Raw genomic sequence first — 22009 nt, 5'->3', positions numbered from 1 at the left:
GATTGACCCGCCGACAACCCAGGAGTTCTCGTGGCCGCCTTCACCTCCGACCAGATCCTTGGCGACATCGTCACCGCCGACCCGTCGACCACCCGCATCCTGAGCAGGTTCGGGATCGACTTCTGCTGCCATGGCCAGCGCACGCTCGGTGACGCGTGCGCTGCCGACGGTGTCGACGCCCAGGAGCTGCTCGCCGCGCTCAACAGCTCCACAGCGCCCGCTCAGCGCGCCGACTGGGCCGGCTTCGACGACCCTGCGCTGATCGCCCACATCGTCAGCACCCACCACCGCTTCCTGTGGGACGAGTTCCCACGGCTGGCGGAGCTGGTCGACAAGGTGGCGCGGGTGCACGGCCGCAACCACGGCGAACTCGTACGCGTCCGGGAGCTCTTCCACCAGCTGCGCGCCGGCATGGAGCCGCATCTGCGCACCGAGGAGACCATGCTGTTCCCCGAGATCAGCCTGCGGGCCGGCCGGCCGGACCGTCCGCTCTCCGACGAGTTGCGCAACGAACTCGCCGCAAACCAGCGGGAGCACGACAACGCCGGCCGCCTGCTCGCCGAACTGCGTGAGCTCACCGACGGCTACACCATTCCGGCGGACGCCTGTGCCAGCTACACCGCGATGCTGTCCGGCCTGGCGGACCTGGAGAGCGACATCCACTTGCACGTGCACAAGGAGAACAACGTCCTGTTCCCGCGGGTGCTCGCCACGGCGGCCACCGCTTAGTCGCCGCTGTCGGCGCGCAGGTGTTCGCCGAAGAACGCGAATACCCGTGCCCAGGCATCGGCGGTCGCGGCTTCGTTGTAACCGAAGCCGGCGATGCGGATCAGCGGCTGGGCCGGCAGCTTGTTGGCGAAGCTGTGTCCGGCGCCGGGGTAGACCTTGATGTCGTGCGGGATGTTCTTGTGCTCGACGATCCGTCGTAACCGATTGGGTGCGCCGATACCCATCGGGTCGCGTCCCCCGAAACTGGCCACGATCGGGCAGGCGCCCTCGAGCGTCTCGCTCAGCTGCCGGGGCAGCGGGGTGCCGTAGAACGGGGCGGAGGCGCCGAATCCCTTGGGCGACAAGATCAACGCGAATTGTCCGCCCATACAGAATCCGGCGATCCCCACCTTGCCGGAGCACTCCGGCATGCCCAGCAGGTGATCGCGGGCGGCGATGATGTCATCAAGCGCGCGGCCGCGCTGGGTCAGCAGCTCCCGGAACACCCGGGTGATGCAGCGGGCCCGCCCGCCGCGCGAGTACAGGTTCGGCGACACCGCGAGATAACCCGCCTCGGCGACGTGCCCGGAGATGGCCGCCATGTCCGCGGCGTATCCGATGGCGTCGTGAATCACCACCACGCCGGGCCATGGGCCCGGCCCGTCCGGAATATCCAGCAACGCGTCGATGGGTCCGTCCGGGGTGGCGAGTTCGATGGTCGTCATCGCATCAACGTATGCCCCGGTGTGCCCAGAGGGAACCTCCTCGGCGTCCCGGACGTTGGGGTGGCATGGCGAGCGCTGTGTTGCGGATGTTTGTGGTCTACGTCCTGGCCGAGTCGGCCGCGGTTGCCGCGCTGATCTGGGCAATCGGATTCGGCTGGACGCTGCTGCTGCTGCTGGGCGCCTTCGTGGCGGGGCTGGCGCTGTCGGCCGGGCAGCTTCGCCGCCAGATCGGCCGGCTGCGGTCGGGCCTCAAGCCGGGCGTGCTCGCCGATGGCGGGCTGATCGCGGCGGGCACGCTGCTGATCCTGGTTCCGGGGCCGCTGACCACGCTGATGGGCTTGCTGCTGCTGGCGCCGCCCACCCGGACCGCCGCCCGTCCACTGCTGGCTGCGGCGGCCACCGCCGGGCTGGGCCGGCATACGCCGCTGGCGGCCGCCACGGTCGCCGGCGGACGCTGGTATGCCGCTCGGCGCGCTCCGGGCCGGCGAGCCGACTACATCGACGCCGAAGTCGTCGACGTTTCTGACGTCACCGACGTGCGCCCGCTCCAGCCGCCCGCCCTGTCGGTCGGCTGATCCGGCGTCATCGGCACCCCGTACGTTTTACGACGTGACAGTCGTGTCCGGGGCCCCCACGTTGCTGCTGCTCGGCGGCCGCATTCACAGCCCGACGCATCCGGAGGCCACGGCGATGGCGGTCCGCGACGGGCTGGTCGCCTGGCTGGGCAGCGATGCGGTGGGCCGCGAGCAGTTCCCCCGGGCCGAGGTGCTCGACCTCGACGGGGCTTTGGTGACACCGGCTTTCGTGGACAGCCACGTCCATGTCACCGAGACGGGGCTGTGCCGCACCGGCCTGGATCTGCGGCCGGCCACTTCCCGGCGGCACTGTTTGCAGCTGATCGCCGACCACGCGGCGGCCCATCCCGATCAGCCGATCTGGGGCCACGGCTGGGATGAAACCGGCTGGCCGGACGGTGCGGCGCCGGACACCGCGGCGCTCGACGCGGTGGTGGGGGACCGGCCTGCCTACCTGTCTCGCGTCGACGTCCACTCCGCGCTGGCCTCCAGCGGGCTGCGCCGCCGGGTGCCGGGCCTGGAACACCACCCCGCGACGCCGCTGTCCGGTGCGGCCCACCACCGGGTGCGTGCGGTGGCGCGCACTCTGCTCACCGCCGAGCAGCGCGCCGCTGCCCGCACCGCCGCGCTCGACGCCGCGGCCGCGGCCGGCATCGTCGCGGTCCACGAGTGCGCCGGCCCGGATATCGGTGGCCTCGACGACTGGCGAGAGCTGCGGGCGCTGGACCACGGTGTCGAGGTCATCGGTTATTGGGGCGAACCGGTCCACAGCGCCGCCCAGGCCCGAGAACTGCTCGCCGACACCGGCGCCCGCGGTCTGGCCGGCGACCTGTTCGTCGATGGCGCTTTGGGCTCGCACACCGCCTGGCTGCACGAGCCCTACGCCGACGCTGCAGACTGCACCGGCGTGTGCCACCTGGACGCCGACACCGTCGGCGCCCATCTGTGGGCCTGCACCGAGGCGGGCGTGACCGCCGGGTTCCATGTCATCGGCGACGCCGCGGTGTCATCGGTCGTTGCGGCTCTGGAACAGGTGGTCGAGCGCTTCGGCGTTGCCGCGGTGGCGCGCTGCGGGCACCGGCTCGAGCACCTGGAGATGGTCAGCGCCGAGCAGGCCGCCAAGCTGGGATCCTGGGGCGTGATCGCCAGTATGCAACCCGTTTTCGACTCGCTCTGGGGCGGCGAGGACGGGATGTACGCCCAGCGGCTGGGCGCGCAGCGCGCCGCCGGGCTGAACCCGTTGGCGCTGTTAGCATCCCAAGGCGTGCCCCTCGCGTTCGGTTCCGACAGCCCGGTGACCACGCTCGATCCCTGGGCCACGGTGCGCGCGGCCGCACACCACCGCACCCCGGGCAGCGCGGTGTCGATGCGGGCGGCCTTCGCCGCCGCCACTCGCGGCGGCTGGCGAGCCGCCGGGGTCAACGACGGCATCAGCGGAACCCTGGTGCCCGGTGCACCCGCGTCCTACGCGGTCTGGGACGTCACTCGGCTGGCCGTTCAGGCGCCCCGCGACTCCGTTCAGCGCTGGTCGACCGATCCGCGCTCCCGGGTGCCTGCGCTACCGGTGCTGGAATCCGATGACGCGCCGCGGTGCCGGCGCACCGTGCACCGGGGAGTGATCCTGCATGGCTGAGGCCGCCGACGATCCGGCCGGTCCCGACGCCGACGCCCAGTCAGAGCCTGCCGGCCCGAACCGACTGGAGCGCCTGGGCGTTGCGACCGCCGACCGCTGGGCCCAGCTGGCGGCCGCGGTGGGTGCCGGCATGCTGCTGCGCGCCGGCTTCCCTCCGCTGAACTGGTGGTGGGCGGCGATCCTGGCATTCGCGCTGCTGGGCTGGGTGCTGACTCACCGCACGACCACCGTCGCCGGGGGTTTCGGGTACGGCCTGCTGTGCGGTCTGGCGTTCTATCTGCCGTTGCTGCCCTGGGTCGGCGGTCTGGTCGGCGCGCTGCCGTGGCTGGTGTTGACGCTGATGTGTGCGCTGTTTCCCGCCGTGTTCGGTGCGGCGGCGGTGGTGGTGCGCGGCGTTCCGGGCTGGCCGATCTGGTTCGCCCTGCTGTGGGCGGCCCAGGAATGGGCGAAGTCGGTGATCCCGTTCGGCGGGTTCCCTTGGGGCGCGGTGGGTTACGGGCAAACGGCGGGACCGCTGCTACCGCTGGTGGCCCTGGGCGGGGTTCCGCTGCTCTCGACCGCCGTGGTGCTGACCGGCGGCGCCGCCACCGCGCTGACCGTGGAGATCGTGCGGTGGCTGCGCGAGGAACCGACGACCCGCGGCGCCGACCGACCGCCGGCGGTGCTGCTGCCGGGCCTGTGCATCTGCCTGGTGCTGCTGGCCGCGATCGTGGTGTGGCCCGGTGTGCGCCGCTCGGGGGCGGGCGCCGGTGATGATCCGGCGATCACCGTGGCGGCGGTGCAGGGCAACGTGCCGCGCCTCGGACTCGACTTCAACGCCCAGCGCCGTGAGGTGCTGGACTATCACGTCCGCGAAACCCTGCGGTTGGCCGACGACGTCGAGGCCGGCCGGGTCCCGCACCCGCTGTTCGTAATCTGGCCGGAGAACGCCTCCGACATCGATCCGACCGCGAACGCCGATGCCGCTCAACAGATCACCGTGGCCGCGCAGGCGATCGATGCCCCGATTCTGGTAGGCACGGTGCGGGCGGCACCGGGCTGGACCCGCGACAACCCGGAGGCGACGAATTCGGTGCTGGTGTGGGATCCGCGCACCGGGCCGGGGGACAGCCACGACAAGCGGATCGTCCAGCCGTTCGGGGAGTACCTGCCGTGGCGCGGGTTCTTCCGGCACTTGTCGGGCTACGCCGACCGCGCGGGGTATTTCGTCCCGGGCCATGGCGACGGGGTGGTGCAGGTCGCCGGCGTTCCGGTCGGGGTGGCCACCTGCTGGGAGGTGATCTTCGACCGCGCGCCGCGGCAATCGGTGCTGGCCGGCGCCCAGCTGCTGGCGGTGCCGACCAATAACGCCACCTTCGACGAGACGATGAGCGAACAGCAGCTGGCGTTCGCCAAGGTGCGCGCGGTCGAACACGACCGCTACGTCGTGGTCGCCGGCACCACCGGCATCAGCGCCGTGATCGCGCCGGACGGTCGCGAGCTGGCCCGCACCGGGTTCTTCGAAGCCGCCTACCTGGACAGCCACCTGCGGCTCAAGACCTCGCTGACCCCGGCGACCCGGTGGGCGCCGATCCTGCAAGGGGTGCTGGTCGGCGCAGCTGTTGCGGGCCTGCTGGCGGCCATACTGCAAAATGGACACTTCATGCGCGGCCGGAAGCGGCAGTGGTTCAAGGGGCGTCCTGCCGGCGCCGAGGTAAACAGGAGGAGCGGCGCCGATGACTGAGCGTCCCAGTCTGCACACCCTGGTGGTGATCCCCACCTACAACGAGCTGGAGAACCTGCCGATCATCGTGGGCCGGTTGCAGCAGGCCCGCCCGGACGTGCACGTGCTGGTCGTCGACGACGGCAGCCCCGACGGCACCGGCAAGCTCGCCGATGAGCTGGCGGTCGCCGACCCCGAACGCATTCACGTGATGCACCGGACCGCCAAGGCCGGGCTGGGCGCGGCCTACCTGGCGGGTTTCGCCTGGGGGCTGGCCCGCCACTACGAGGTGATCGTCGAGATGGACGCCGACGGCAGCCACGCCCCCGAACAGCTGTACCGGTTGTTGGACGCCATCGACGCGGGCGCCGACCTGGCGATCGGTTCGCGCTATGTCGACGGCGGGGCGGTGCGCAACTGGCCGGTGCGCCGCCTGGTGCTGTCCAAGACCGCCAACACCTACGCGCGGCTGCTGCTCGGGGTCGGCATCCACGACATCACCGCGGGCTACCGCGCCTACCGGCGCGGGGTACTGGAAAAGATCGGCCTGGACGCGGTGGACTCCAAGGGCTACTGCTTCCAGGTCGACCTCACGTGGCGCGCCGTCAACAACGGCTTCACCATCACCGAAGTGCCGATCACGTTCACCGAGCGCGAACTGGGCGTGTCGAAGATGAGCGGCTCGAACATCCGCGAAGCGATGGTCAAGGTCGCGCGCTGGGGGATCGGCGGCCGGGTGAACCGGCTCCGCAACGGACGCGGCTAAGGCGGTCTAGCTCCGCCGCTTCGACTTGATCAGCTCCAGCCGCTCCTTGAGCAGCTCTTCGAGGTCTTCGATCGAACGACGCTCCAGCAGCATGTCCCAGTGCGTGCGCGGCGGCTTGACCTTCTTCGGCTCGGGCAGGTCGCCCTCGACGAGGGTGCCTTCCAGGCCGTTGCGGCACATCCAGGTGCCGGGAATCTCCGCGTCATCGGCGAACGGAACCTCGAACTCTTCGCCGTTTTCGGTGCGGTACCGCGCGATGCGGCGCGGCGCCAGGTCATGGTTGCGGTCGGTCTCGTAGCTCACGGCTCCCAGCCGACTGCCCCGCAGAACACGATCAGCCATCGACCCACACTCCTTATGCCTGTCAGTGAAAATGTCTCGCGGTAGTCAACGCGAACGGGCCCTATGCAGTTCCCGGCGCATGCGGCGCGACCCTCAATGATACCGGGATCCTCCCGGGTACCGGACTAAGGTAGTCAGCCGTGCCACGCAGTCCCCGCCCGCAACCGTGTCGATGGTGCGGCCGTGACGTGGGCGACGCCGGTATCGGACGGCGCCGGCAGTATTGTCGGCAATCCTGCCGGCAGCGCGCCTACGAACAGCGGGCCCTGATCAGCAGCGGTAAGACGACCGCGCTGGCCCCCGACGCCGTGGTGCTCTCGGCCGAGGAGGCCACGGCCCTGTCCGACCGGGTGTATCAGGTCCGCTGCGCGGCCGAAGACATCGCGACCGCGCTGGCCGAGGACGCTCCCCGCGAGGAGCTGCAGCAACTCTGTGACGCGCTGCTACGCGCCGTCGACTCCGCCGACCGCTGGCGCTGAGCGTCAGCTTGCGCAGCTGAACAGCTTGCCGGCGTCGGCGGGCGGCGGAACCGGGCGCAGGCAGCCGAAAACCGCGATGTCCTCGGGGCTGAACCGCACCGCCGAGCGGTGGGCGTAGTTCACGCAGAACAGCCCAGCGCGATCCGCCCGGCACCGGTAATCGCCGAACGACAGCGTCGATCCGTCGGGCAACTCCGCCCCATCACCGTGCACAAACCGGCCCGGGTCACCGTGCGCGGACCCCACCTGCAGCGTGTTGCCGCCGTAGTCGACCCAGCCGCCCTTCCACTGCCCGTAGATCTCTGCGGGCTGCGCCGGCGGATTGACCAGGTCCACCACGCAGGCCAGTGCGCCATCAGCGGACCCGGAATCGGTCATGCAGTTGGTGGCGCGGTGCGGCGCGGCCGGCACCGTGAAGGCCACCTCGTCGACGAGGTCGGTGGTGACCCCGTCCCGGGTGGCGCTGTGGTAGCCCGCCGCATCGACGGGCCGTCCGGCCTCGATCCAGGCGATCACCTCGGCGATCGCCGCACCCGGAGCCGGCGGTGCCGACGGGACGGATGACGACGACGTCGGCGAGGCGGGCACCGATGATGCGCCGGTGGTCGTTGCCGGGCTGGACGGGCCGGTCGCGCTGGGCTCCGGTTCGCCGACGGTTGCGCGGGAACACCCGGCGATCAACAGCAGCACAGCGATGAGCCCGGCGAGACGCATGCCGTTAGGCTAACCGCCGGGTTTACGCGGCGGTCCAGCATCACCTCTCCTTCGTCGAGGTTCGCTAACCGCCGGGCCCAAGCGGCGGTCCAGCATCACCTCTCCTTCGTCGAGGTTCGCTAACCGCCGGGCGGTTCGCTACCGTTCGCTCATGCATAACCACCCTGTGCAGGCCAGCATCGCCACGGGCGTCGTGGAGGGTTTCGCAAGTGGCGGGGTGCGTCGATGGCGCTCAATTCCGTATGCCCGGCCGCCGGTCGGCCCGCTGCGGTTCCGGGCACCCCAGCCAGCGCAGCCGTGGTCGGGGGTGCGGCACTGCCACGGGTTCACCAACTGCGCACCGCAGGAGCGGATGTACACCATCCTGAGCCCGGGTCGCTTCCAGCCGACCGGCGAGGACTGCCTGACCCTCAACGTGGTGGCTCCCGACGAGGCCGGTGCCGGCCCGCTGCCCGTCATGGTGTTCATCCATGGTGGCGGCTACATCCTGGGCAGCTCGGCGACCCCGATCTACGACGGGGCGGCGCTGGCCCGGCGCGGCTGCGTCTACGTCTCGGTCAACTACCGGCTCGGGGCGCTGGGATGCCTGGACCTGTCGTCGCTGTCGACCTCCGAGGTCACCATCGACAGCAACCTGTACCTGCGCGATCTGCTGCTGGCCTTGCACTGGGTGCGGCAGAACATCGCCGCCTTCGGCGGTGACCCCGAGAACGTCACGATCTTCGGCGAAAGCGCCGGCGCGCACATCGTCGCCACCCTGCTCGGGGTACCCGAGGCCGAGGGCCTGTTCGCCCGCGCGATCGCCGAAAGCCCCGCCGCGGGAATGGTCCGCAGCCCCGAGATGGCCGCGGAGTTCGCCCGCCGCTTCGCCGCCCTGCTCGGGGTCCGCCCCGCCGATGCCGCGCCGACGCTGCTGCGGGTGTCGCCGACGGAGTTGGTGGCGGCCCAAAACCGATTGCTCACCGAGGGCACCCGCGACATGCTGGGCGCGTTCCCGATCGGCCCGGTTTTCGGCGACGACCTGCTGCCGCTGGATCCGGTCGAGGCGATGCGGCGCGGTGCGGCCCACCGGGTGCCGCTCATCGTCGGCAGCAACGCCGAGGAGGGACGCTTGTTCACCCGGTTCCTGAAGATGCTGCCGACGACCGAGCCGATGGTCGAGGCGGTGCTGGCCAACACCGAGGAAGGCGTGCGCGACCGCATCATCGCCGCCTACCCGGATTATCCGAGCCGGACGGCCTGCATCCGGCTCGGCGGCGATTTCGCCTTCAACGCGGCAGTCTGGGAGATCGCCGAGGCGCACGCGGCTCATGCGCCCACCTACGTGTACCGCTACGACTTCGCGCCGCGGGTGCTGCGCTGGTCGGGCCTGGGCGCCACCCATGCCACCGAATTGTTCGCCGTGTTCGACGTCTACCGCAGCGGTGGCTTGGGCCGCTTGCTCACCGCCGGTGCGGATCGCCGGGCGGCGCTGCGGGTCAGTGGCCAGGTGCAGCGTCGCTGGCGGGCCTTCAGCCGCGACGGGGTGCCCGGCGACGACTGGCCGGTCTACACCCCGACCGACCGTCCGGTGATGGTGTTCGACCGTACGACCCGGGTGGAATTCGACCCGACGCCCGAACGCCGCAGGGCCTGGGAGGGATTCTCGCTGGCCCGCTGATGGTTGCAGCCCGCCGGCCGGCGGACCGTTGAGCGGTCGGCTCCGGCGTGCAACGATCCGGGAGTGCCCGTGCCGTTCGGCTGGACCTCGGCATATGCCTGGCCGCGTCAACCCGTTGTGGCCGGCAACGTGGTGTGCACCTCACAGCCGCTGGCCGCCCAAGCCGGCCTGCAGATGCTTGCCGACGGTGGTAACGCGGTGGACGCCGCCGTCGCCGCGGCCGTCACTCTCACCGTGGTGGAACCGGTCTCCAATGGGATCGGCTCGGACGCGTTCGCCATCGTGTGGGACGGGCAGCGGCTGCACGGACTGAACGCCTCCGGTCGCTCACCGGCGGCATGGACGCCGGACTACTTCCACGGCAACGCGATTCCAGCCCTCGGCTGGAATTCGGTCACCGTTCCGGGCGCGGTATCGGGGTGGATCGCACTGCACGGCGCCTTCGGCAGACTCCCGTTGGGGCGACTCTTCGAGCCGGCGATCCACTACGGCCGCAACGGCTTCCTGGTCTCGCCCACGGTTGCCCACCAATGGGCGGAGCAACTGCCGCGGTTGGTGGCTCAGCCAGGCTTCGCCGAAACGTTCATGCCCGGCGGCCGCGCCCCCAAGCCCGGCGAGCGCGTCAGGCTGGCCGACCATGCGCTGACCCTGGAGAAGATCGCCGCCACCGGGGGTGAGGCGTTCTATCACGGAGAATTGGCGGCGGCGATGGCGGCGCACGCAGCGGCCCACGACGGTGCCCTGCGGTCCTCCGATCTTGCCGCGCACCGCGCCGACTGGGTCGGCACCATCGCCGGCGATTACCGCGGCTACACCGTTCACGAGCTCCCGCCCAACGGGCAGGGAATCGTCGCACTTATCGCCCTGGGAATTCTCGCAGAGTTCGATATGGCCTCAGCCCCAGTCGATTCCGCCGACAGCGTGCATCTTCAGATCGAGGCCGTCAAGCTGGCCTTCGCCGATGCGCACGCCTATGTCGGCGACATCGACCACATGCGGGTGCGTCCCGAAGCCCTGTTGGACCGGGCGTATCTGCAGCGGCGCGCCGCCGAGATCGACCGGGGCAGGGCCAAGCCGGCCGTCGCGGGCGCGCCCCGCGGGGGCACCGTGTGTCTCACGGCTGCGGACGCCGCGGGGATGATGGTGTCGATGACGCAGTCCAATTACTGGGGCTTCGGCTCGGGTGTGGTGGTCCCCGGCACCGGCATCTCGCTGCAGAACCGTGGTGTGGATTTCGTTGCGACACCGGGACATCCGAACCAGGTCGGTCCCGGTAAGCGGCCGTACCACACGATCATTCCGGGCTTCATGACCAAAGCCGGCGCGCCGGTGATGAGCTTCGGTCTGATGGGCGGTGCTATGCAGCCGCAGGGACACGTGCAACTGGTGGTGCGCATCGTCGACCATGGGCAGAATCCGCAGCAAGCCTGTGACGCGCCCCGGTTCCGCTGGCTGCAGGGTGAGCAAGTGGCGCTCGAAACCGGTTTTGCCCCGGCAACTCTCGATGAACTGCGCCGGCGCGGCCATGAGCTGGTCGTCGTCGACGACTACCACCGGTTCGGCAGCTGCCAGGCGATCTGGCGGCTCGATGACGGTTATTTCGCTGCTAGCGATCCGCGCCGTGACGGCCAAGCCGTCGGATTCTGACTCTCGAGAACGCGATCAGTCCCGGATCACCCGGGTGCCGCCGGCCAGCTCGTCGTGCTTGCCCTGTTTGGTCGGGCTGCCGCTGATCGTCACCGCGATCACGACGTAGGCCACGAAGGCCAGCAGCGGGCCCAGGTAGGGCAGCACCGCCAGCACGGTGAAGGCGTTGCGGACGGCCGACTGTCCCAGCGTCGGCTTGGACACCCCGTCGGGCCCGCGCACCGCCAGGCCGAGCAGGCGCTTGGCCGGGCTGGCTCCCTGGGTGACCTCGAACAAGACGAAGTAGCCGTAAGTCAGCACACCGGAGAACAGGCCGGTCACCAGGAACGGATAGTCGTCGGCGAACACGAACAGCGACAGGGCGAACGCCACGATGCTGACCAGCACCCCGTCGATGAGCCGGGCCCAGAAGCGCCGGCCCAGCCCGCCCGGCTTCTGCCCCTTCGCCGGCGGCTGCCCCCAGCCCTGCGGCGGCGGATAGGCGCCGGGCTGGCCATAGCCAGGGCCATAACCAGGGCCATAGCCGGGGACGTTCGGGTCAAAACCGCCGGTTGTCATCAGATCCGCTCCTGACTATCAGGTGTCCGCCAATGTACCGTGGCGGTCGCAGACGGAAGCGAATTCTGCGTACGGCGAAACGGCGGGCCTTCTAGGACCATGTACCCCATCGCGGTGGTGCTCATCGTTGCAGTGCACCTGGCCTTCGTCGGCTACGTCATCGCCGGCGGGTTTCTGGCACTGCGCTGGCCGCGCACCATCTGGCTGCATATCCCGGCGGTGGTATGGGGGCTCCTGATCCTCACCGCCCACCTGGACTGCCCGCTGACGTGGCTCGAGCGCGGCGCCCGCGCCGCCGCCGGGATGGCCCCGCTCCCGCCGGAGGGTTTCATCGCCCAGTATCTGGCCGGTGTCGTCTATCCGGCCGCCTGGACCGCAGCAGCCGAGGCCACGGTGCTGGCGGCCGTCATCGCGTCCTGGATGCTCTACGCGCGGGCCGCACTGCGGCGCCGACGATACGGTGGTGGTCATGCGGGCGCTGATCATCGTCGACGTGCAGAACGACTTCTGTGACGGGGGCGCCTTGCCGGTGAGCGGCGCCGTCGACGTCGCGGACGGCATCACCCGCTACCTACACGGCGCGGCCACCCGGGACCGCTACGCCCACGTGGTGGCGACCAAGGATTGGCATATCGATCCCGGGGACCACTTTTCAGCGCACCCGGATTACGTGACGTCCTGGCCGCCGCATTGCCGCGCCGGAACCGCCGGCGCCGATCTTCATCCCGCGCTGAGCACCGACCGGATCGACGAGGTCTTCACAAAAGGCCAATACGACGCCGGATACAGCGGATTCGACGGCGTCGACGGTGACGGCACCGCGCTGGCCGACTGGTTGCACCGGCATGAGGTGGACCGCGTCGACGTAGTCGGCGTCGCCACCGACTACTGTGTGCGCCACACCGCCGAAGACGCGATCCGCGCCGGGTTTGCCACCGCGGTGCTGGCGCAGTTGACCGCGGGGGTGGGCGCCGAATCGTCGGCTGCTGCGGTGGCGGCGATGCGCCGCGCTGGTGTCGTTGTGGTGGAGGCAGCCGGATGACGGACTCGATAGCGCAGGATCTGCTGGTCACGGTCGAGCAGTCGCCGGCCGCCGCGGCCGCCCACGACCGCAGCGGCTGGGTGGGCCTGTTCAGTTCCGACGGTCAGGTGGAGGACCCGGTGGGTTCGCGCCCGCACGTCGGGGCGCAGCAGATCGGCCGCTTCTACGACACGTTCATCGGGCCCCGCGACATCACCTTCCACCGCGACCTGGACATCGTGCACGGGACGACTGTCATCCGGGACCTGCAGCTCGAGGTGGCGATGGGCCCGTCGGTGGTCATGCACATTCCAGCGATCCTGCGCTATGACCTGACCGAAGACCTCACCGAGGCCGGCAGCCGATGGAAGCTGCGTCGGTTGCGCGCCTACTGGGAGCTGCCGGCGATGATGCGCCAGTTCCTCGGCAACGGCCTGGCGGCGGTGCCCGCCGGGGTTGGGCTGTCGCGATCGCTGCTGCGCAACCAGCGCCTCGCCGGCAGCGCCGGCTTCGCTGCCGGGTTTCGCCGGCCGGCCGGTCGGGGCAAGCATCCGGTGCGCACATTCCTCACCGCGATCAGCTCGGGTCAGCTATCCACCGTGACGGCGGCGCTATCGCCCACTGCGACAATGACTTACGGCGACGACACCGCGATAGATCTTGCCGAGCTCGGCGCCCGGCTCGACGGTGCGCGCCCGACGAAGCTGCTGGCGGCCGGCGGCACCGTCGCGGTCTCGATGACTTCGGCGCAGCAGCGCGCGGTGCTTTTCGCCGACGTCGACCGCCGGGGCCAGGCGATGACGGCGATCCGGTACTTCGCACAAGCCTGAGCCAGCGGGCCGGCGAGGATAAGCTCAACGACGTGCCAAGCTTTCGAATTGCCGAAGTCGCCGAACTGCTCGGGGTCAGTGACGACACCGTCCGGCGCTGGATCGACTCCGGTCGCCTCTCGGCGACGACGGGAACCGGCCCCCGGATGGTCGACGGCGCCGAGCTGGCGCGGTTCGCCCAGGAGCGCGCCTCCGTCGAACCGATGTCGCGCAATCCGGTGGTGGGCCAGTCTGCCCGCAACCGGCTCGTCGGGTTGGTCACCAACGTCACTCGGGACACGGTGATGGCACAGGTCGACGTTCAGGCCGGCCCATTCCGGCTGGTGTCGCTGGTCAGCCGGGAAGCCGCCGACGAGCTGCAGTTGCAGCCCGGCAGCCTGGTCGTCGCCTCGGTCAAAGCCACCAACGTCGTCTTGGAACTGCCGCGGCGGGCCGGTTCGGCCGGCCACACCGACCCGGCGGCCGAATTCGGATAACTCAGGCCAGCAGCATCATCAGCGACGCCGTCGACAGCGCCAGGTAGGCGGCCGGAAAACCGATGTTGTACAACACTCCGGCCCGCAGATGCGTCACGACGGCCCCGATGAAGAAGGCGACCAGCCCGGCCGCGGCGGCGACGCCGATCCAGGCCACGCCGGCCAGTCCGATGACCAGGCCGGCGCCCCCGGCCAGCTTCAGCCCGCCCAACAGCGGCAGCCAGGACCGGGGCACCCCCACCTGCGCCGAATTGGCCAGGACGAACTGCGCCGGAATGAAGTCGGCGATCGCGATAGCGATGGTGACGACCGCGGTGACGGTGATGACCGCGAGGTAGACGGTCGATACGCTCATGAGGTTGCTCTTCCTTTCGTCGGCGGATGTGGCTATTCCTATGACTGACGACTCCCGGAACCGAAAGGTGACCCATGAGCAACCCGGGAACGCTGGAGAATCTGGCCCGAGAGTTCGAAGGCCACCGGCCTCGCCTGCATTCGGTGGCCTTTCACCTGCTCGGCTCGACCGCCGACGCCGACGACGCCGTACAGTCGGCCTGGCTCAAAGCCAGCGGCGCCGACTTCGCTGCCGTCGACAACGTGGCGGGCTGGCTCACCACGATCACCGCCCGCACCGCGGTCGACCAGTTGCGCGCGCGTGCCCGGCGCGGCGAACAGCCACTGCCTGACCCCTTGGGCAACGCCGGCAGCGCCGCCGCGCCCGCCGCCGACGAGGAGGTGCTGCGCTCCGAGGCGGTCAGTCGCGCGCTGCTCGTGGTGCTGGACCGATTGTCGCCGGCACAACGGGCGGCCTTCGTCTTGCACGACCTGTTCGACGTCCCCTTCGAGCAGATCGGTGCACTGTTGGACAAATCCCCGGATGCCGCCAAGAAGCTGGCCAGCCGGGCACGCGCCCGGCTGCACGCCGGGCCGGCCGCCGAGCCGCGGCGCCGTGCCGAGCACCTGCAGATCGTCACGGCGTTCCTGGCGGCCTCCCGCGGCGGCGATATCCCCGCGCTGCTGGAGCTGTTGGCGCCCGACGTGGTGCGCCGGGTCGATCCGGTGCTGGTGCCGGCCGGTGTCGCCACCGAAATGCGCGGCGCCCCCGACGTCGCCACCGAGACCAGGCGCTTCACCAGACGCGCACGCGCCGGTGCCGTCCTGCTGATCGACGGCGCCCCCGGGATCGCGATCGCGCCCGGGGGCCGGCTGTTGGCTGCGCTGCACATCGGAATCGGTGCCGACGGGCGCATTCACACCATCGACATCGCCGGCGAGCCGGATCGGCTGCGCCTCCTGACACTGCAACTGCCGGAACCGATGCCCGGTTCTGCTTTGATGGGTCACGCGGACCGATTCGGCGGTTAAAGGGGGAATCCCATGCCAGAGGAAGCGAAGGCTCCCGAGGAGAAGCCCGTGGCGGTCAGAGCGCGCGGGATCTCGATGACCGGCCCGTGGGGGCGGGTTTTCGGGCCACTCGACTTGGACATCGAGGCCGGTGGGGTCACGGTGCTGGTCGGCCCGCCCGGCTCGGGACGCACCGCGCTGCTGATGAACCTGGCGGGCCGGATGAAACCGTCTACCGGAACGGTCGCGGTGTTGGGCCACGACAAACCTCGCGACATCTTCGGCGTCTCCGCCCTGGCTGGAGTCGAACAACTCGACGCGATCTTCGAATCGGTGACGGTGCGCGACCTGATCACCGAACAACTCCGCTGGGACGCACCCTGGTATCGGCTGGTGCCGCGCGCCGGCGAAACCGAGCGTGACGCCGTCTGCCGGCCGGTCTTCGGCGAGCTGCCACTGCCGCAACTGCACGCCTACGTCGAGCAGCTCGACGAACTGACCGGGCTGCTGTTGCGCATCGCGCTGGCCAACACCGCGCGGCCACCGCTGTTGGTGGTCGGCAGCATCGATCAGGTCACCAGCGACCGCGACCGCGCCACCCTGATCGGCCGGCTGGTCGCGCTGGGCGAGCAGCAGACCGTGATCACCGCGTCGGCCAACGCGGTGCCAGAAGGCTCGGGCGTTGCAGCGCAGATCCATGTCGAGCATCTGGAGCCGGCCGAGCCGGCCCACAGCAGCCACGGCCGCCACGAGAAGGGGGACGAGTAGACCATGCTCGCCGGAATGTCGCTGGGCACCGACCTCAAACGCTACTCGCGCGGCACCATGCCGCGGCTGGCCCTGATCACCATCATCGTGCTGCCACTGCTCTACGGCGCCATGTACCTGTGGGCGTTTTGGAATCCGTTCGCCGCCATCGACAAGATCCCGGTCGCCCTGGTCAACCAGGACAGCGGTGCCACCGTCTCCGGAGACCAGTTGCACGCCGGTGACGAGGTCACCCGTGCACTCGTCGACTCCGGCCAGCTCGATCTGCATCAGGTATCGGAAAGCGAAGCTGCCAAAGGGGTTTCCGACGGCACCTACTATTTCTCGATCACCCTGCCGCAGGACTTCAGCGCGGCGGTGGTGTCGCCCGCGGGTCCGCACCCGCAGAAGGCGCAGATCCAGTTCCGGTTCAACGACGCCAACAACTATCTGGCGTCGGTCATGGGACAGAACGCCGCCCGTGAGGTCCTCAACGAAGTCAGCGCCAAGGTCGGCCAGCAGGTGATCGGTACCGCACTGACCCAGGTGACCGACGAGGTCAAGAAGGCGGCCGACGGCGCCAGGCAGCTATCCGACGGCTCAAATCTGTTGGCGGACAATCTCGGCACCGCACGCGACGGTGCAGCGGCACTCGCCGACGGCAGCCGCAGGCTGGCGGCGGGGATTCAGCAGGCCACCGATCCGCTGCTGAAGCTGACCGACGACCTCGGCGCCATGGGCTTGGACCCGAACGCCGCGGGCGCTGCCGCTACCGCATTGAGCGGCAACATCAAATCCGTGTCCGACCGGATCGCGGCGCTCAACGTCAACTACCAGCAGGCCGCTGGAATCGTCAACCAGGTGGTGGACGCCTTGCACGCCAACCCCGACCCGGCGGTGCGCGGTCTCGGCGACACGTTGGCCGGTGCGCAACGTCTCCTCGCCATCAAGGGAATCGACCCCGCCACCGACGAGGGCCTCGCCAAGCTGCGCGCCAACACCCAACAGCTGGAGAGCGACTTGGCCGACCCCAACAGCGGGTTGCGTACGCTCATGGCCCACGCGCTGGACGGTGGCCTCAAGAACGATCTGGTCACGCTGCGCAACGGCGCAACCGATCTCGACGCGGGCACACACAAGCTCAGCGACGGGCTGGTCCAGCTGGCCGACGGCGGCAACCAACTCAAGGACGGCGCCGCGCAGTTGGCCACCGGGCTGGGTGAGGCGGATCAGCGCGCCTCGACGATCACTGACCAGCAGCGCGTCGAGGTGGCGCAGATCCTGGCCAGCCCGGTCGGGGTCGATATGGACTTCACCCATCACGCCGCCACGTTCGGCACCGGCTTCGCCCCGTTCTTCCTGCCGCTGGCGTTGTTCATCGGCTCGCTGATCGTGTGGATGTTGCTGACACCGCTGCAGACTCGCGCCATCGTGAACGGCCTCGGCGCACTGCGGGTGGTGTTGGCCTCCTACTGGCCCGCCCTGCTGCTGGGCCTGTGCCAGGTGGTGCTGATGTATGCGGTGGTGCATTTCGGCGTCGGGTTGCAGGCGCGCTACGCCGCGGGGACGGTCGCGTTCCTGGCCTTGATCGCCGCGTCGTTCCTGGCCCTGATCCAGGCGTTCAACGCCGTGCTCGGTGTGGCGGTCGGCCGGGTGTTCACCCTGGCCTTCCTGATGTTCCAGCTGGTGTCGTCCGGCGGGGTGTATCCGGTCGAGACGACGGCGAAACCGTTCCAGATCCTGCACCCCTACGATCCGATGACCTACGCGGTCAACGGTTTACGTCAGCTGACTGTCGGCGGTATCGATGCTCGGCTGTGGACGTCGGTGGGGGTGCTGGCCGGGATTCTGGTGGTGTCGTTGGCGGCCAGCAGCTGGGCCGCGCGCCGAGATCGCCAGTACACCCTCGAACGGCTCTATCCGCCGATCGAAGTGTGACAGGCCTTGCAGCGGCGCACGTTTCTGCGCGGTGCCGGCCTCGTCGGCGCCGCCGCCGCCCTGGCGCCCGTCCCGGCGGCGTGCAGCGCCGACGACGACGCACTGACCTTTTTCTTCGCGGCCAACCCGGAAGAGGCCGACACCAGGATGGGCATCGTGAAGGCATTCGAGCGCCGGCATCCTGGCATCCGGGTGCGCACCGTGCTGGCCGGGGGAGACCCCACGCAGCAGATCTCGACCTTCTGCGCCGGCGGCCGATGCCCCGATGTGCTGATGGCTTGGGAGTTCAACTATGCGGGACTGGCCGACCGGGGCGTGCTGGCAGACCTCAATCCGCTGTTGGACGCCGACCGGGAGTTCGCCGCGGCCTTGCGCGCCGAGAGCATCCCGGCGCTGTATGAAACCTTCGGCTTCAGCGGTGGCCAGTACGCCTTCCCGGAGCAGTGGTCGGGGGCGTTCTTGTTCTACAACACCCGGCTCTTCGCCGAAGCCGGTGTGCCGCCACCGCCCGGACGCTGGGACCAGCCCTGGACGTTCGACGAATTCCTAGACACCGCAACCGCGTTGACCCGCCGCGCACCCAACGGCCGGACTACCCAGTGGGGGTTCGTCGACACCTGGTCACCGCCCTACACCGCGGCCCTGTTCGGGATGAACAACGGCACGCCGTGGGCCGTACCGCGGCTCAACCCTACCCACCTCAACTTCGACGACGGCGACTTCCTCGACGGCATCCAGTTCTACGCCGACCTGTCCAACCGGCACCGAGTGGCCCCCGCCGCATCCGACACCCAGGCGATATCCACCATGGGCCTGTTCACCGCGGGCCAGGCGGCGATGGCGCTCGGCGGCCACTGGCGCTACCAGACGTTCGCGCAGGCCGAGGGGCTCGACTTCGACGTGGCGGTCTTGCCCACCGGGCCGGCTGCGGCCGCCAAGGGGATGGCTGCCCGCTCAGCGATCGGTAGCACCGGCCTGGCGATCGCCGCGGCCAGCCGCCGCCGGGAACAGGCTTGGGAGTTCGTCAAATTCGCTGCCGGGCCGGCGGGACAGGCGCTGATCGGGGAGTCCGGCCTCTTCGTTCCGGTGCTGCGTTCGGCGATCGCCGCACCCGGGTTCGCCGCCGCCCACACCGGTATCGGCAATCTGGCGGTGCTCACCGGCGGGCCGGCCCACGCCGAGGGACTCCCGATCTCACCGGAGTGGCAGAAGGTGCACGCCCTGATGGACCGGGCCATCGGGCCGGTGCTGCGCGGGAAACTGCCCGCGGCGAGTCTGAAGACCGAGCTGTCACCCCAGATCGACGAGGTCTTGGCCACCGCATGAACCCGACACGCAGGCGCGCACGGGCGGGACGCTGGTTCATCGCCCCGAACCTGGCGGCGGTCGCGGTGTTCATGGCGTTCCCGCTCGCGTTTTCGCTCTACATGAGCGTCCAGCACTGGGACCTGTTCAGCCCGCCGGAGTTCGTCGGCGCGGTCAACTTCCGCGACCTACTCACCGACGATCCGCTGTTCGGTATCGCCGTCCGCAACACGGCGGTGTTCACCGTCGGCACCGTGCTCCCGACGGTGGTGATCAGTTTGGCGGTGGCGGGCTTGTTGAACCGCAAGATCACCGGCATCGGGCTGTTCCGGGCGATCGCCTTCCTTCCGCTGGCGGTGTCCTCGGTGGTGATCGCGGTGGTGTGGCAGTTCGTGTTCAACACCGACAGCGGGTTGCTCAACATCATGCTCGGCTGGTTCGGCATCGCGCCGGTGCCGTGGCTGACCGAGCCGCACTGGGCGATGGCGTCGCTGTGTCTGGTCAGCGTCTGGAAGAGCGTGCCGTTCGCGACGGTCATTCTGTTGGCAGCCATGCAAGGTGTGCCGGAGTCGCTGTACGAGGCGGCCCGCATCGACGGCGCCGGCGAGTTTCGGCGCTTCGTGTCCATCACGGTGCCGATGATCCGCGGCGCCGTGTGGTTTGTGGTGGTGATCTCAGTCATCAACGCGTTTCAGGCATTTGATCTGGTTTACGTCCTCACCGGAAGCAGCGGCGGCCCCGAGACCGGCACCTACGTGTTGGCGATCATGCTGTTTCAACAGGCGTTCGCCTTTTTGGACTTCGGTTACGCGTCGGCGCTAGCGTGGGTGATGTTCGCGGTGCTGCTGACATTGACGATCATCCAACTGCGGTTATCCCGGCGAAACGCGGTAGACCAATGACACGCCCAGCATCGCGGTACCGTATCGCGCGCTTGCTCGGCGTCTACGCCGGCCTGGCCGGCGTCGCCGCATGCGCACTGTTCCCCATCCTGTGGGCGCTGTCGGGATCACTGAAACGCCAAGCCGAGATCAGCCAGCCGATGCTGTTACCCGCGCACCCCCAGTGGTCGAACTACCTCGACGTGTTCGCCCGAATGCCGTTCTGGCGGATGTTGTTCAACACCGTTCTCTATGCCGGCGCTGTGACCGCAGGGCAGGTGTTCTTCTGCTCGCTGGCCGGCTACGCGTTTGCCCGGCTCCCGTTCACCGGACGCGACACGCTGTTCGTGCTGTACCTGGCCACGCTGATGGTGCCGTTGACGGTCACCGTGATTCCGCAGTTCATCTTGATGCGGGTGTTCGGGTGGACCGACACCATGTGGGCGATGATCATCCCGGGGCTGTTCGGCAGTGCCTTCGGCACCTATCTGATGCGGCAGTTCTTCGCGACGCTACCCATCGACTTAGAGGAGGCGGCCATTCTGGACGGATGCTCGCCGTGGCAGGTCTATTGGCGGATTCTGTTGCCGCACGCCAAACCGGCGGTGATGGTGCTCGCGGTACTGACTTGGATCAACGTCTGGAACGATTTTTTGTGGCCGCTGTTGATGATCCAACGCAAGAGCATCGCCACCCTTACCCTCGGACTGGTGTGGATGCAGGGGGAGTACGTCGCCGAGTGGCCGGTGCTGATGGCGGCGTCCATGCTGATGCTGGCGCCGCTGATCCTGATTTACGCGGTGGCCCAACGCGCCTTCATCAGCGGCATCGCCGCCACCGGATTCGGTGGACGCTAGCCATGGCTTCGGTGACGTTCGATTCGGTGACCCGGCGCTATCCCGGTGCCGACCGCCCCGCGCTGGACGCCTTGAACCTGGCCGTCGAGGACGGCGAGTTCATGGTGCTGGTAGGGCCGTCCGGCTGCGGCAAGACGACCACGCTGCGGATGCTGGCCGGCTTGGAACCGGTTGATGCGGGCCGGATCTGCATCGGCAATACTGATGTCACCGCGACCGACCCCGGCGCCCGCGATATCGCCATGGTGTTCCAGAACTATGCGCTATACCCGCACATGACGGTGGCGCAGAACCTGGGTTTCGCCCTCAAGGTCGCCAAGACGCCGAAAGCCGAGATCCGCACCCGGGTGACCGAGACCGCTCGGCTGCTGGGCTTGGAAGCGCACCTGGGTCGCAAGCCCAAGGATCTGTCCGGGGGTGAGCGTCAGCGGGTGGCGATGGGCCGGGCGATCGTGCGTCGCCCGCAGGTGTTCTTGATGGACGAGCCGCTGTCGAATTTGGATGCCATGCTGCGGGTGCAGACCCGCAATCAAATCGCCGAACTGCAACGCCGGTTGGGCATCACCACCGTCTATGTCACCCACGACCAGGTGGAGGCGATGACGATGGGCGACCGGGTGGCGGTGTTGCGCGACGGGGTGCTGCAACAGTGTGCGCCGCCACGCGAGCTCTACCGCACCCCGGCCAACGTGTTCGTCGCCGGGTTCATCGGCTCACCGGCGATGAACCTGTTCACCGTGCCGGTGATCGATGGAGCGGTGACGTTGGGCGGCTATACCGTGACGGTGCCGCGCGAAATCGCCTCGAGCCCAGCTGAACTGGTGATCGGCGTGCGGCCAGAGCATCTCGTGCTCAGTGACGGCGGTTTCGACGTCGAGGTGGATCTGGTCGAGGAACTCGGCGCTGACGCCTACGTGTACGGCGGAATCATCGAATCAGGGGCAACCTCGCGCCGGCCCGTTACCGCCCGGGTTGGGGGCGACAACTCCGTGCGGCGCGGTGAGCGCCTGCGGTTGCGCCCCGACCCTGAGCACGTGCACTTCTTCAGTGTGGACGGCATGCGGCTCGGGTAGCGCAGCCCGCTGCATATCTCGGCAAAAC

Annotated in this window: 24 protein-coding genes; 19 read left to right on the top strand and 5 right to left on the bottom strand. The window is 69.3% G+C overall.

Annotation, left to right across the window (positions count from 1 at the left end; genetic code table 11):
* Window positions 1-30 precede the first annotated feature (30 nt).
* On the top strand, window positions 31-729 hold the full coding sequence (gene ric, locus A5694_RS04660; protein ID WP_064920674.1) for an iron-sulfur cluster repair di-iron protein: 699 nt from the start codon (window positions 31-33) through the stop codon (window positions 727-729).
* On the opposite strand, the gene A5694_RS04655 is transcribed toward ric, so the two are convergent.
* The gene (locus A5694_RS04655; protein ID WP_064920673.1) at window positions 726-1433 is read right to left on the bottom strand and encodes a dienelactone hydrolase family protein; all 708 of its coding nucleotides are present in this window, start codon (window positions 1431-1433) and stop codon (window positions 726-728) included. The genes ric and A5694_RS04655 overlap by 4 nt on opposite strands.
* A gap of 65 nt (window positions 1434-1498) precedes the next feature.
* Here A5694_RS04655 and A5694_RS04650 point away from each other — a divergent pair, with 65 nt between their 5' ends.
* From A5694_RS04650 to A5694_RS04635, 4 genes are all read left to right on the top strand, one after another.
* Window positions 1499-2008 (top strand): FxsA family protein, encoded by a 510-nt coding sequence (locus tag A5694_RS04650; protein WP_109535591.1) that lies wholly within the window; start codon window positions 1499-1501, stop codon window positions 2006-2008.
* A gap of 115 nt (window positions 2009-2123) precedes the next feature.
* Window positions 2124-3641: an amidohydrolase gene (locus tag A5694_RS04645; protein ID WP_234786339.1), complete on the top strand. Its 1518-nt coding sequence runs from the start codon at window positions 2124-2126 to the stop codon at window positions 3639-3641.
* A complete protein-coding gene (gene lnt / locus A5694_RS04640) occupies window positions 3634-5364 on the top strand; it encodes an apolipoprotein N-acyltransferase (RefSeq protein WP_064920671.1) in 1731 nt (576 codons plus the stop codon). The genes A5694_RS04645 and lnt overlap by 8 nt, the downstream gene beginning before the upstream one ends.
* The gene (locus tag A5694_RS04635; RefSeq protein ID WP_064920670.1) at window positions 5357-6109 is read left to right on the top strand and encodes a polyprenol monophosphomannose synthase; all 753 of its coding nucleotides are present in this window, start codon (window positions 5357-5359) and stop codon (window positions 6107-6109) included. The genes lnt and A5694_RS04635 overlap by 8 nt, the downstream gene beginning before the upstream one ends.
* A 6-nt stretch (window positions 6110-6115) precedes the next feature.
* Here the strand turns inward: A5694_RS04635 and A5694_RS04630 are convergent, their stop codons facing one another.
* Window positions 6116-6451 carry an RNA polymerase-binding protein RbpA gene (locus tag A5694_RS04630; protein WP_064920669.1) on the bottom strand — a complete coding sequence of 112 codons (336 nt, stop codon included), beginning with the start codon at window positions 6449-6451 and terminating at the stop codon, window positions 6116-6118.
* 140 nt (window positions 6452-6591) lie between these two features.
* On the opposite strand from A5694_RS04630, the gene A5694_RS04625 reads away from it, so the two are divergent.
* Window positions 6592-6930 carry a hypothetical protein gene (locus A5694_RS04625; RefSeq protein WP_064920668.1) on the top strand — a complete coding sequence of 113 codons (339 nt, stop codon included), beginning with the start codon at window positions 6592-6594 and terminating at the stop codon, window positions 6928-6930.
* A 3-nt stretch (window positions 6931-6933) separates the two neighbouring features.
* Here the strand turns inward: A5694_RS04625 and A5694_RS04620 are convergent, their stop codons facing one another.
* Window positions 6934-7644, bottom strand: coding sequence for a hypothetical protein (locus A5694_RS04620; protein WP_064920667.1), 711 nt, complete (start codon window positions 7642-7644; stop codon window positions 6934-6936).
* Window positions 7645-7795: 151 nt separating this feature from the next.
* Between A5694_RS04620 and A5694_RS04615 the strand changes: the two genes are divergently transcribed.
* Window positions 7796-9304, top strand: a complete 1509-nt coding sequence (locus A5694_RS04615; RefSeq protein ID WP_064920666.1) for a carboxylesterase/lipase family protein — start codon at window positions 7796-7798, stop codon at window positions 9302-9304.
* Window positions 9305-9367: 63 nt separating this feature from the next.
* Window positions 9368-10951 carry a gamma-glutamyltransferase family protein gene (locus tag A5694_RS04610; protein ID WP_064920665.1) on the top strand — a complete coding sequence of 528 codons (1584 nt, stop codon included), beginning with the start codon at window positions 9368-9370 and terminating at the stop codon, window positions 10949-10951.
* Window positions 10952-10966: 15 nt separating this feature from the next.
* Here A5694_RS04610 and A5694_RS04605 read toward each other — a convergent pair whose 3' ends face one another.
* Window positions 10967-11509 (bottom strand): RDD family protein, encoded by a 543-nt coding sequence (locus tag A5694_RS04605; RefSeq protein WP_064920664.1) that lies wholly within the window; start codon window positions 11507-11509, stop codon window positions 10967-10969.
* Between the two features lie 99 nt (window positions 11510-11608).
* Here A5694_RS04605 and A5694_RS04600 point away from each other — a divergent pair, with 99 nt between their 5' ends.
* The 4 genes from A5694_RS04600 to A5694_RS04585 are packed head-to-tail and all read left to right on the top strand — an operon-like array spanning window position 11609 to window position 13836.
* On the top strand, window positions 11609-12022 hold the full coding sequence (locus A5694_RS04600; protein ID WP_064920663.1) for a DUF2784 domain-containing protein: 414 nt from the start codon (window positions 11609-11611) through the stop codon (window positions 12020-12022).
* Complete coding sequence (locus A5694_RS04595; RefSeq protein ID WP_064920662.1) at window positions 11979-12551, top strand: isochorismatase family protein; 573 nt, start codon at window positions 11979-11981, stop codon at window positions 12549-12551. Before A5694_RS04600 ends, A5694_RS04595 begins: the two co-directional genes overlap by 44 nt.
* A complete protein-coding gene (locus A5694_RS04590; protein ID WP_064920661.1) occupies window positions 12548-13360 on the top strand; it encodes a ketosteroid isomerase family protein in 813 nt (270 codons plus the stop codon). Before A5694_RS04595 ends, A5694_RS04590 begins: the two co-directional genes overlap by 4 nt.
* A 32-nt stretch (window positions 13361-13392) precedes the next feature.
* Window positions 13393-13836 carry a TOBE domain-containing protein gene (locus A5694_RS04585; protein ID WP_064920660.1) on the top strand — a complete coding sequence of 148 codons (444 nt, stop codon included), beginning with the start codon at window positions 13393-13395 and terminating at the stop codon, window positions 13834-13836.
* A 1-nt stretch (window position 13837) separates the two neighbouring features.
* On the opposite strand, the gene A5694_RS04580 is transcribed toward A5694_RS04585, so the two are convergent.
* The gene (locus A5694_RS04580; RefSeq protein ID WP_064920659.1) at window positions 13838-14191 is read right to left on the bottom strand and encodes a DoxX family protein; all 354 of its coding nucleotides are present in this window, start codon (window positions 14189-14191) and stop codon (window positions 13838-13840) included.
* Window positions 14192-14265: 74 nt separating this feature from the next.
* Between A5694_RS04580 and A5694_RS04575 the strand changes: the two genes are divergently transcribed.
* From A5694_RS04575 to A5694_RS04545, 7 genes are read left to right on the top strand one after another with little or no spacing between them, the layout of a single operon-like run.
* Entirely contained in the window at window positions 14266-15201 is a 936-nt protein-coding gene (locus A5694_RS04575; RefSeq protein WP_064920658.1) for a sigma-70 family RNA polymerase sigma factor, read from the top strand.
* A gap of 12 nt (window positions 15202-15213) precedes the next feature.
* Window positions 15214-15948 carry an ATP-binding cassette domain-containing protein gene (locus A5694_RS04570; RefSeq protein WP_064920657.1) on the top strand — a complete coding sequence of 245 codons (735 nt, stop codon included), beginning with the start codon at window positions 15214-15216 and terminating at the stop codon, window positions 15946-15948.
* A 3-nt stretch (window positions 15949-15951) separates the two neighbouring features.
* Window positions 15952-17865, top strand: coding sequence for a YhgE/Pip domain-containing protein (locus A5694_RS04565; RefSeq protein WP_064920656.1), 1914 nt, complete (start codon window positions 15952-15954; stop codon window positions 17863-17865).
* A gap of 6 nt (window positions 17866-17871) precedes the next feature.
* Window positions 17872-19191, top strand: a complete 1320-nt coding sequence (locus A5694_RS04560) for an ABC transporter substrate-binding protein (protein WP_064920655.1) — start codon at window positions 17872-17874, stop codon at window positions 19189-19191.
* Window positions 19188-20072 carry a carbohydrate ABC transporter permease gene (locus tag A5694_RS04555; RefSeq protein ID WP_064920654.1) on the top strand — a complete coding sequence of 295 codons (885 nt, stop codon included), beginning with the start codon at window positions 19188-19190 and terminating at the stop codon, window positions 20070-20072. The genes A5694_RS04560 and A5694_RS04555 overlap by 4 nt, the downstream gene beginning before the upstream one ends.
* Window positions 20069-20908, top strand: coding sequence for a carbohydrate ABC transporter permease (locus A5694_RS04550; protein ID WP_064920653.1), 840 nt, complete (start codon window positions 20069-20071; stop codon window positions 20906-20908). The genes A5694_RS04555 and A5694_RS04550 overlap by 4 nt, the downstream gene beginning before the upstream one ends.
* A 2-nt stretch (window positions 20909-20910) precedes the next feature.
* Window positions 20911-21981, top strand: coding sequence for an ABC transporter ATP-binding protein (locus A5694_RS04545; protein WP_064920652.1), 1071 nt, complete (start codon window positions 20911-20913; stop codon window positions 21979-21981).
* Window positions 21982-22009: the final 28 nt, after the last annotated feature.

This window comes from Mycolicibacter sinensis (assembly GCF_001667945.1).
Classification (GTDB): Bacteria; Actinomycetota; Actinomycetes; order Mycobacteriales; family Mycobacteriaceae; genus Mycobacterium; species Mycobacterium sinense_B.
This window is presented reverse-complemented; position numbering and strand designations above follow the sequence as displayed.

What these genes read in the sequence shown, in the direction of transcription:
- A5694_RS04635 (WP_064920670.1), top strand. Translation starts at nt 5,357, where the DNA reads ATGACTGAGCGTCCCAGTCTGCACACCCTGGTGGTGATCCCCACCTAC.
- A5694_RS04545 (WP_064920652.1), top strand. Translation starts at nt 20,911, where the DNA reads ATGGCTTCGGTGACGTTCGATTCGGTGACCCGGCGCTATCCCGGTGCC.
- A5694_RS04595 (WP_064920662.1), top strand. Translation starts at nt 11,979, where the DNA reads ATGCGGGCGCTGATCATCGTCGACGTGCAGAACGACTTCTGTGACGGG.
- A5694_RS04650 (WP_109535591.1), top strand. Translation starts at nt 1,499, where the DNA reads ATGGCGAGCGCTGTGTTGCGGATGTTTGTGGTCTACGTCCTGGCCGAG.
- A5694_RS04655 (WP_064920673.1), bottom strand. Translation starts at nt 1,433, where the DNA reads ATGACGACCATCGAACTCGCCACCCCGGACGGACCCATCGACGCGTTG.
- A5694_RS04570 (WP_064920657.1), top strand. Translation starts at nt 15,214, where the DNA reads ATGCCAGAGGAAGCGAAGGCTCCCGAGGAGAAGCCCGTGGCGGTCAGA.
- lnt (WP_064920671.1), top strand. Translation starts at nt 3,634, where the DNA reads ATGGCTGAGGCCGCCGACGATCCGGCCGGTCCCGACGCCGACGCCCAG.
- A5694_RS04605 (WP_064920664.1), bottom strand. Translation starts at nt 11,509, where the DNA reads ATGACAACCGGCGGTTTTGACCCGAACGTCCCCGGCTATGGCCCTGGT.
- A5694_RS04580 (WP_064920659.1), bottom strand. Translation starts at nt 14,191, where the DNA reads ATGAGCGTATCGACCGTCTACCTCGCGGTCATCACCGTCACCGCGGTC.
- A5694_RS04575 (WP_064920658.1), top strand. Translation starts at nt 14,266, where the DNA reads ATGAGCAACCCGGGAACGCTGGAGAATCTGGCCCGAGAGTTCGAAGGC.
- A5694_RS04615 (WP_064920666.1), top strand. Translation starts at nt 7,796, where the DNA reads ATGCATAACCACCCTGTGCAGGCCAGCATCGCCACGGGCGTCGTGGAG.
- A5694_RS04630 (WP_064920669.1), bottom strand. Translation starts at nt 6,451, where the DNA reads ATGGCTGATCGTGTTCTGCGGGGCAGTCGGCTGGGAGCCGTGAGCTAC.
- A5694_RS04565 (WP_064920656.1), top strand. Translation starts at nt 15,952, where the DNA reads ATGCTCGCCGGAATGTCGCTGGGCACCGACCTCAAACGCTACTCGCGC.
- A5694_RS04550 (WP_064920653.1), top strand. Translation starts at nt 20,069, where the DNA reads ATGACACGCCCAGCATCGCGGTACCGTATCGCGCGCTTGCTCGGCGTC.
- A5694_RS04620 (WP_064920667.1), bottom strand. Translation starts at nt 7,644, where the DNA reads ATGCGTCTCGCCGGGCTCATCGCTGTGCTGCTGTTGATCGCCGGGTGT.
- A5694_RS04555 (WP_064920654.1), top strand. Translation starts at nt 19,188, where the DNA reads ATGAACCCGACACGCAGGCGCGCACGGGCGGGACGCTGGTTCATCGCC.
- A5694_RS04590 (WP_064920661.1), top strand. Translation starts at nt 12,548, where the DNA reads ATGACGGACTCGATAGCGCAGGATCTGCTGGTCACGGTCGAGCAGTCG.
- A5694_RS04600 (WP_064920663.1), top strand. Translation starts at nt 11,609, where the DNA reads ATGTACCCCATCGCGGTGGTGCTCATCGTTGCAGTGCACCTGGCCTTC.
- A5694_RS04645 (WP_234786339.1), top strand. Translation starts at nt 2,124, where the DNA reads ATGGCGGTCCGCGACGGGCTGGTCGCCTGGCTGGGCAGCGATGCGGTG.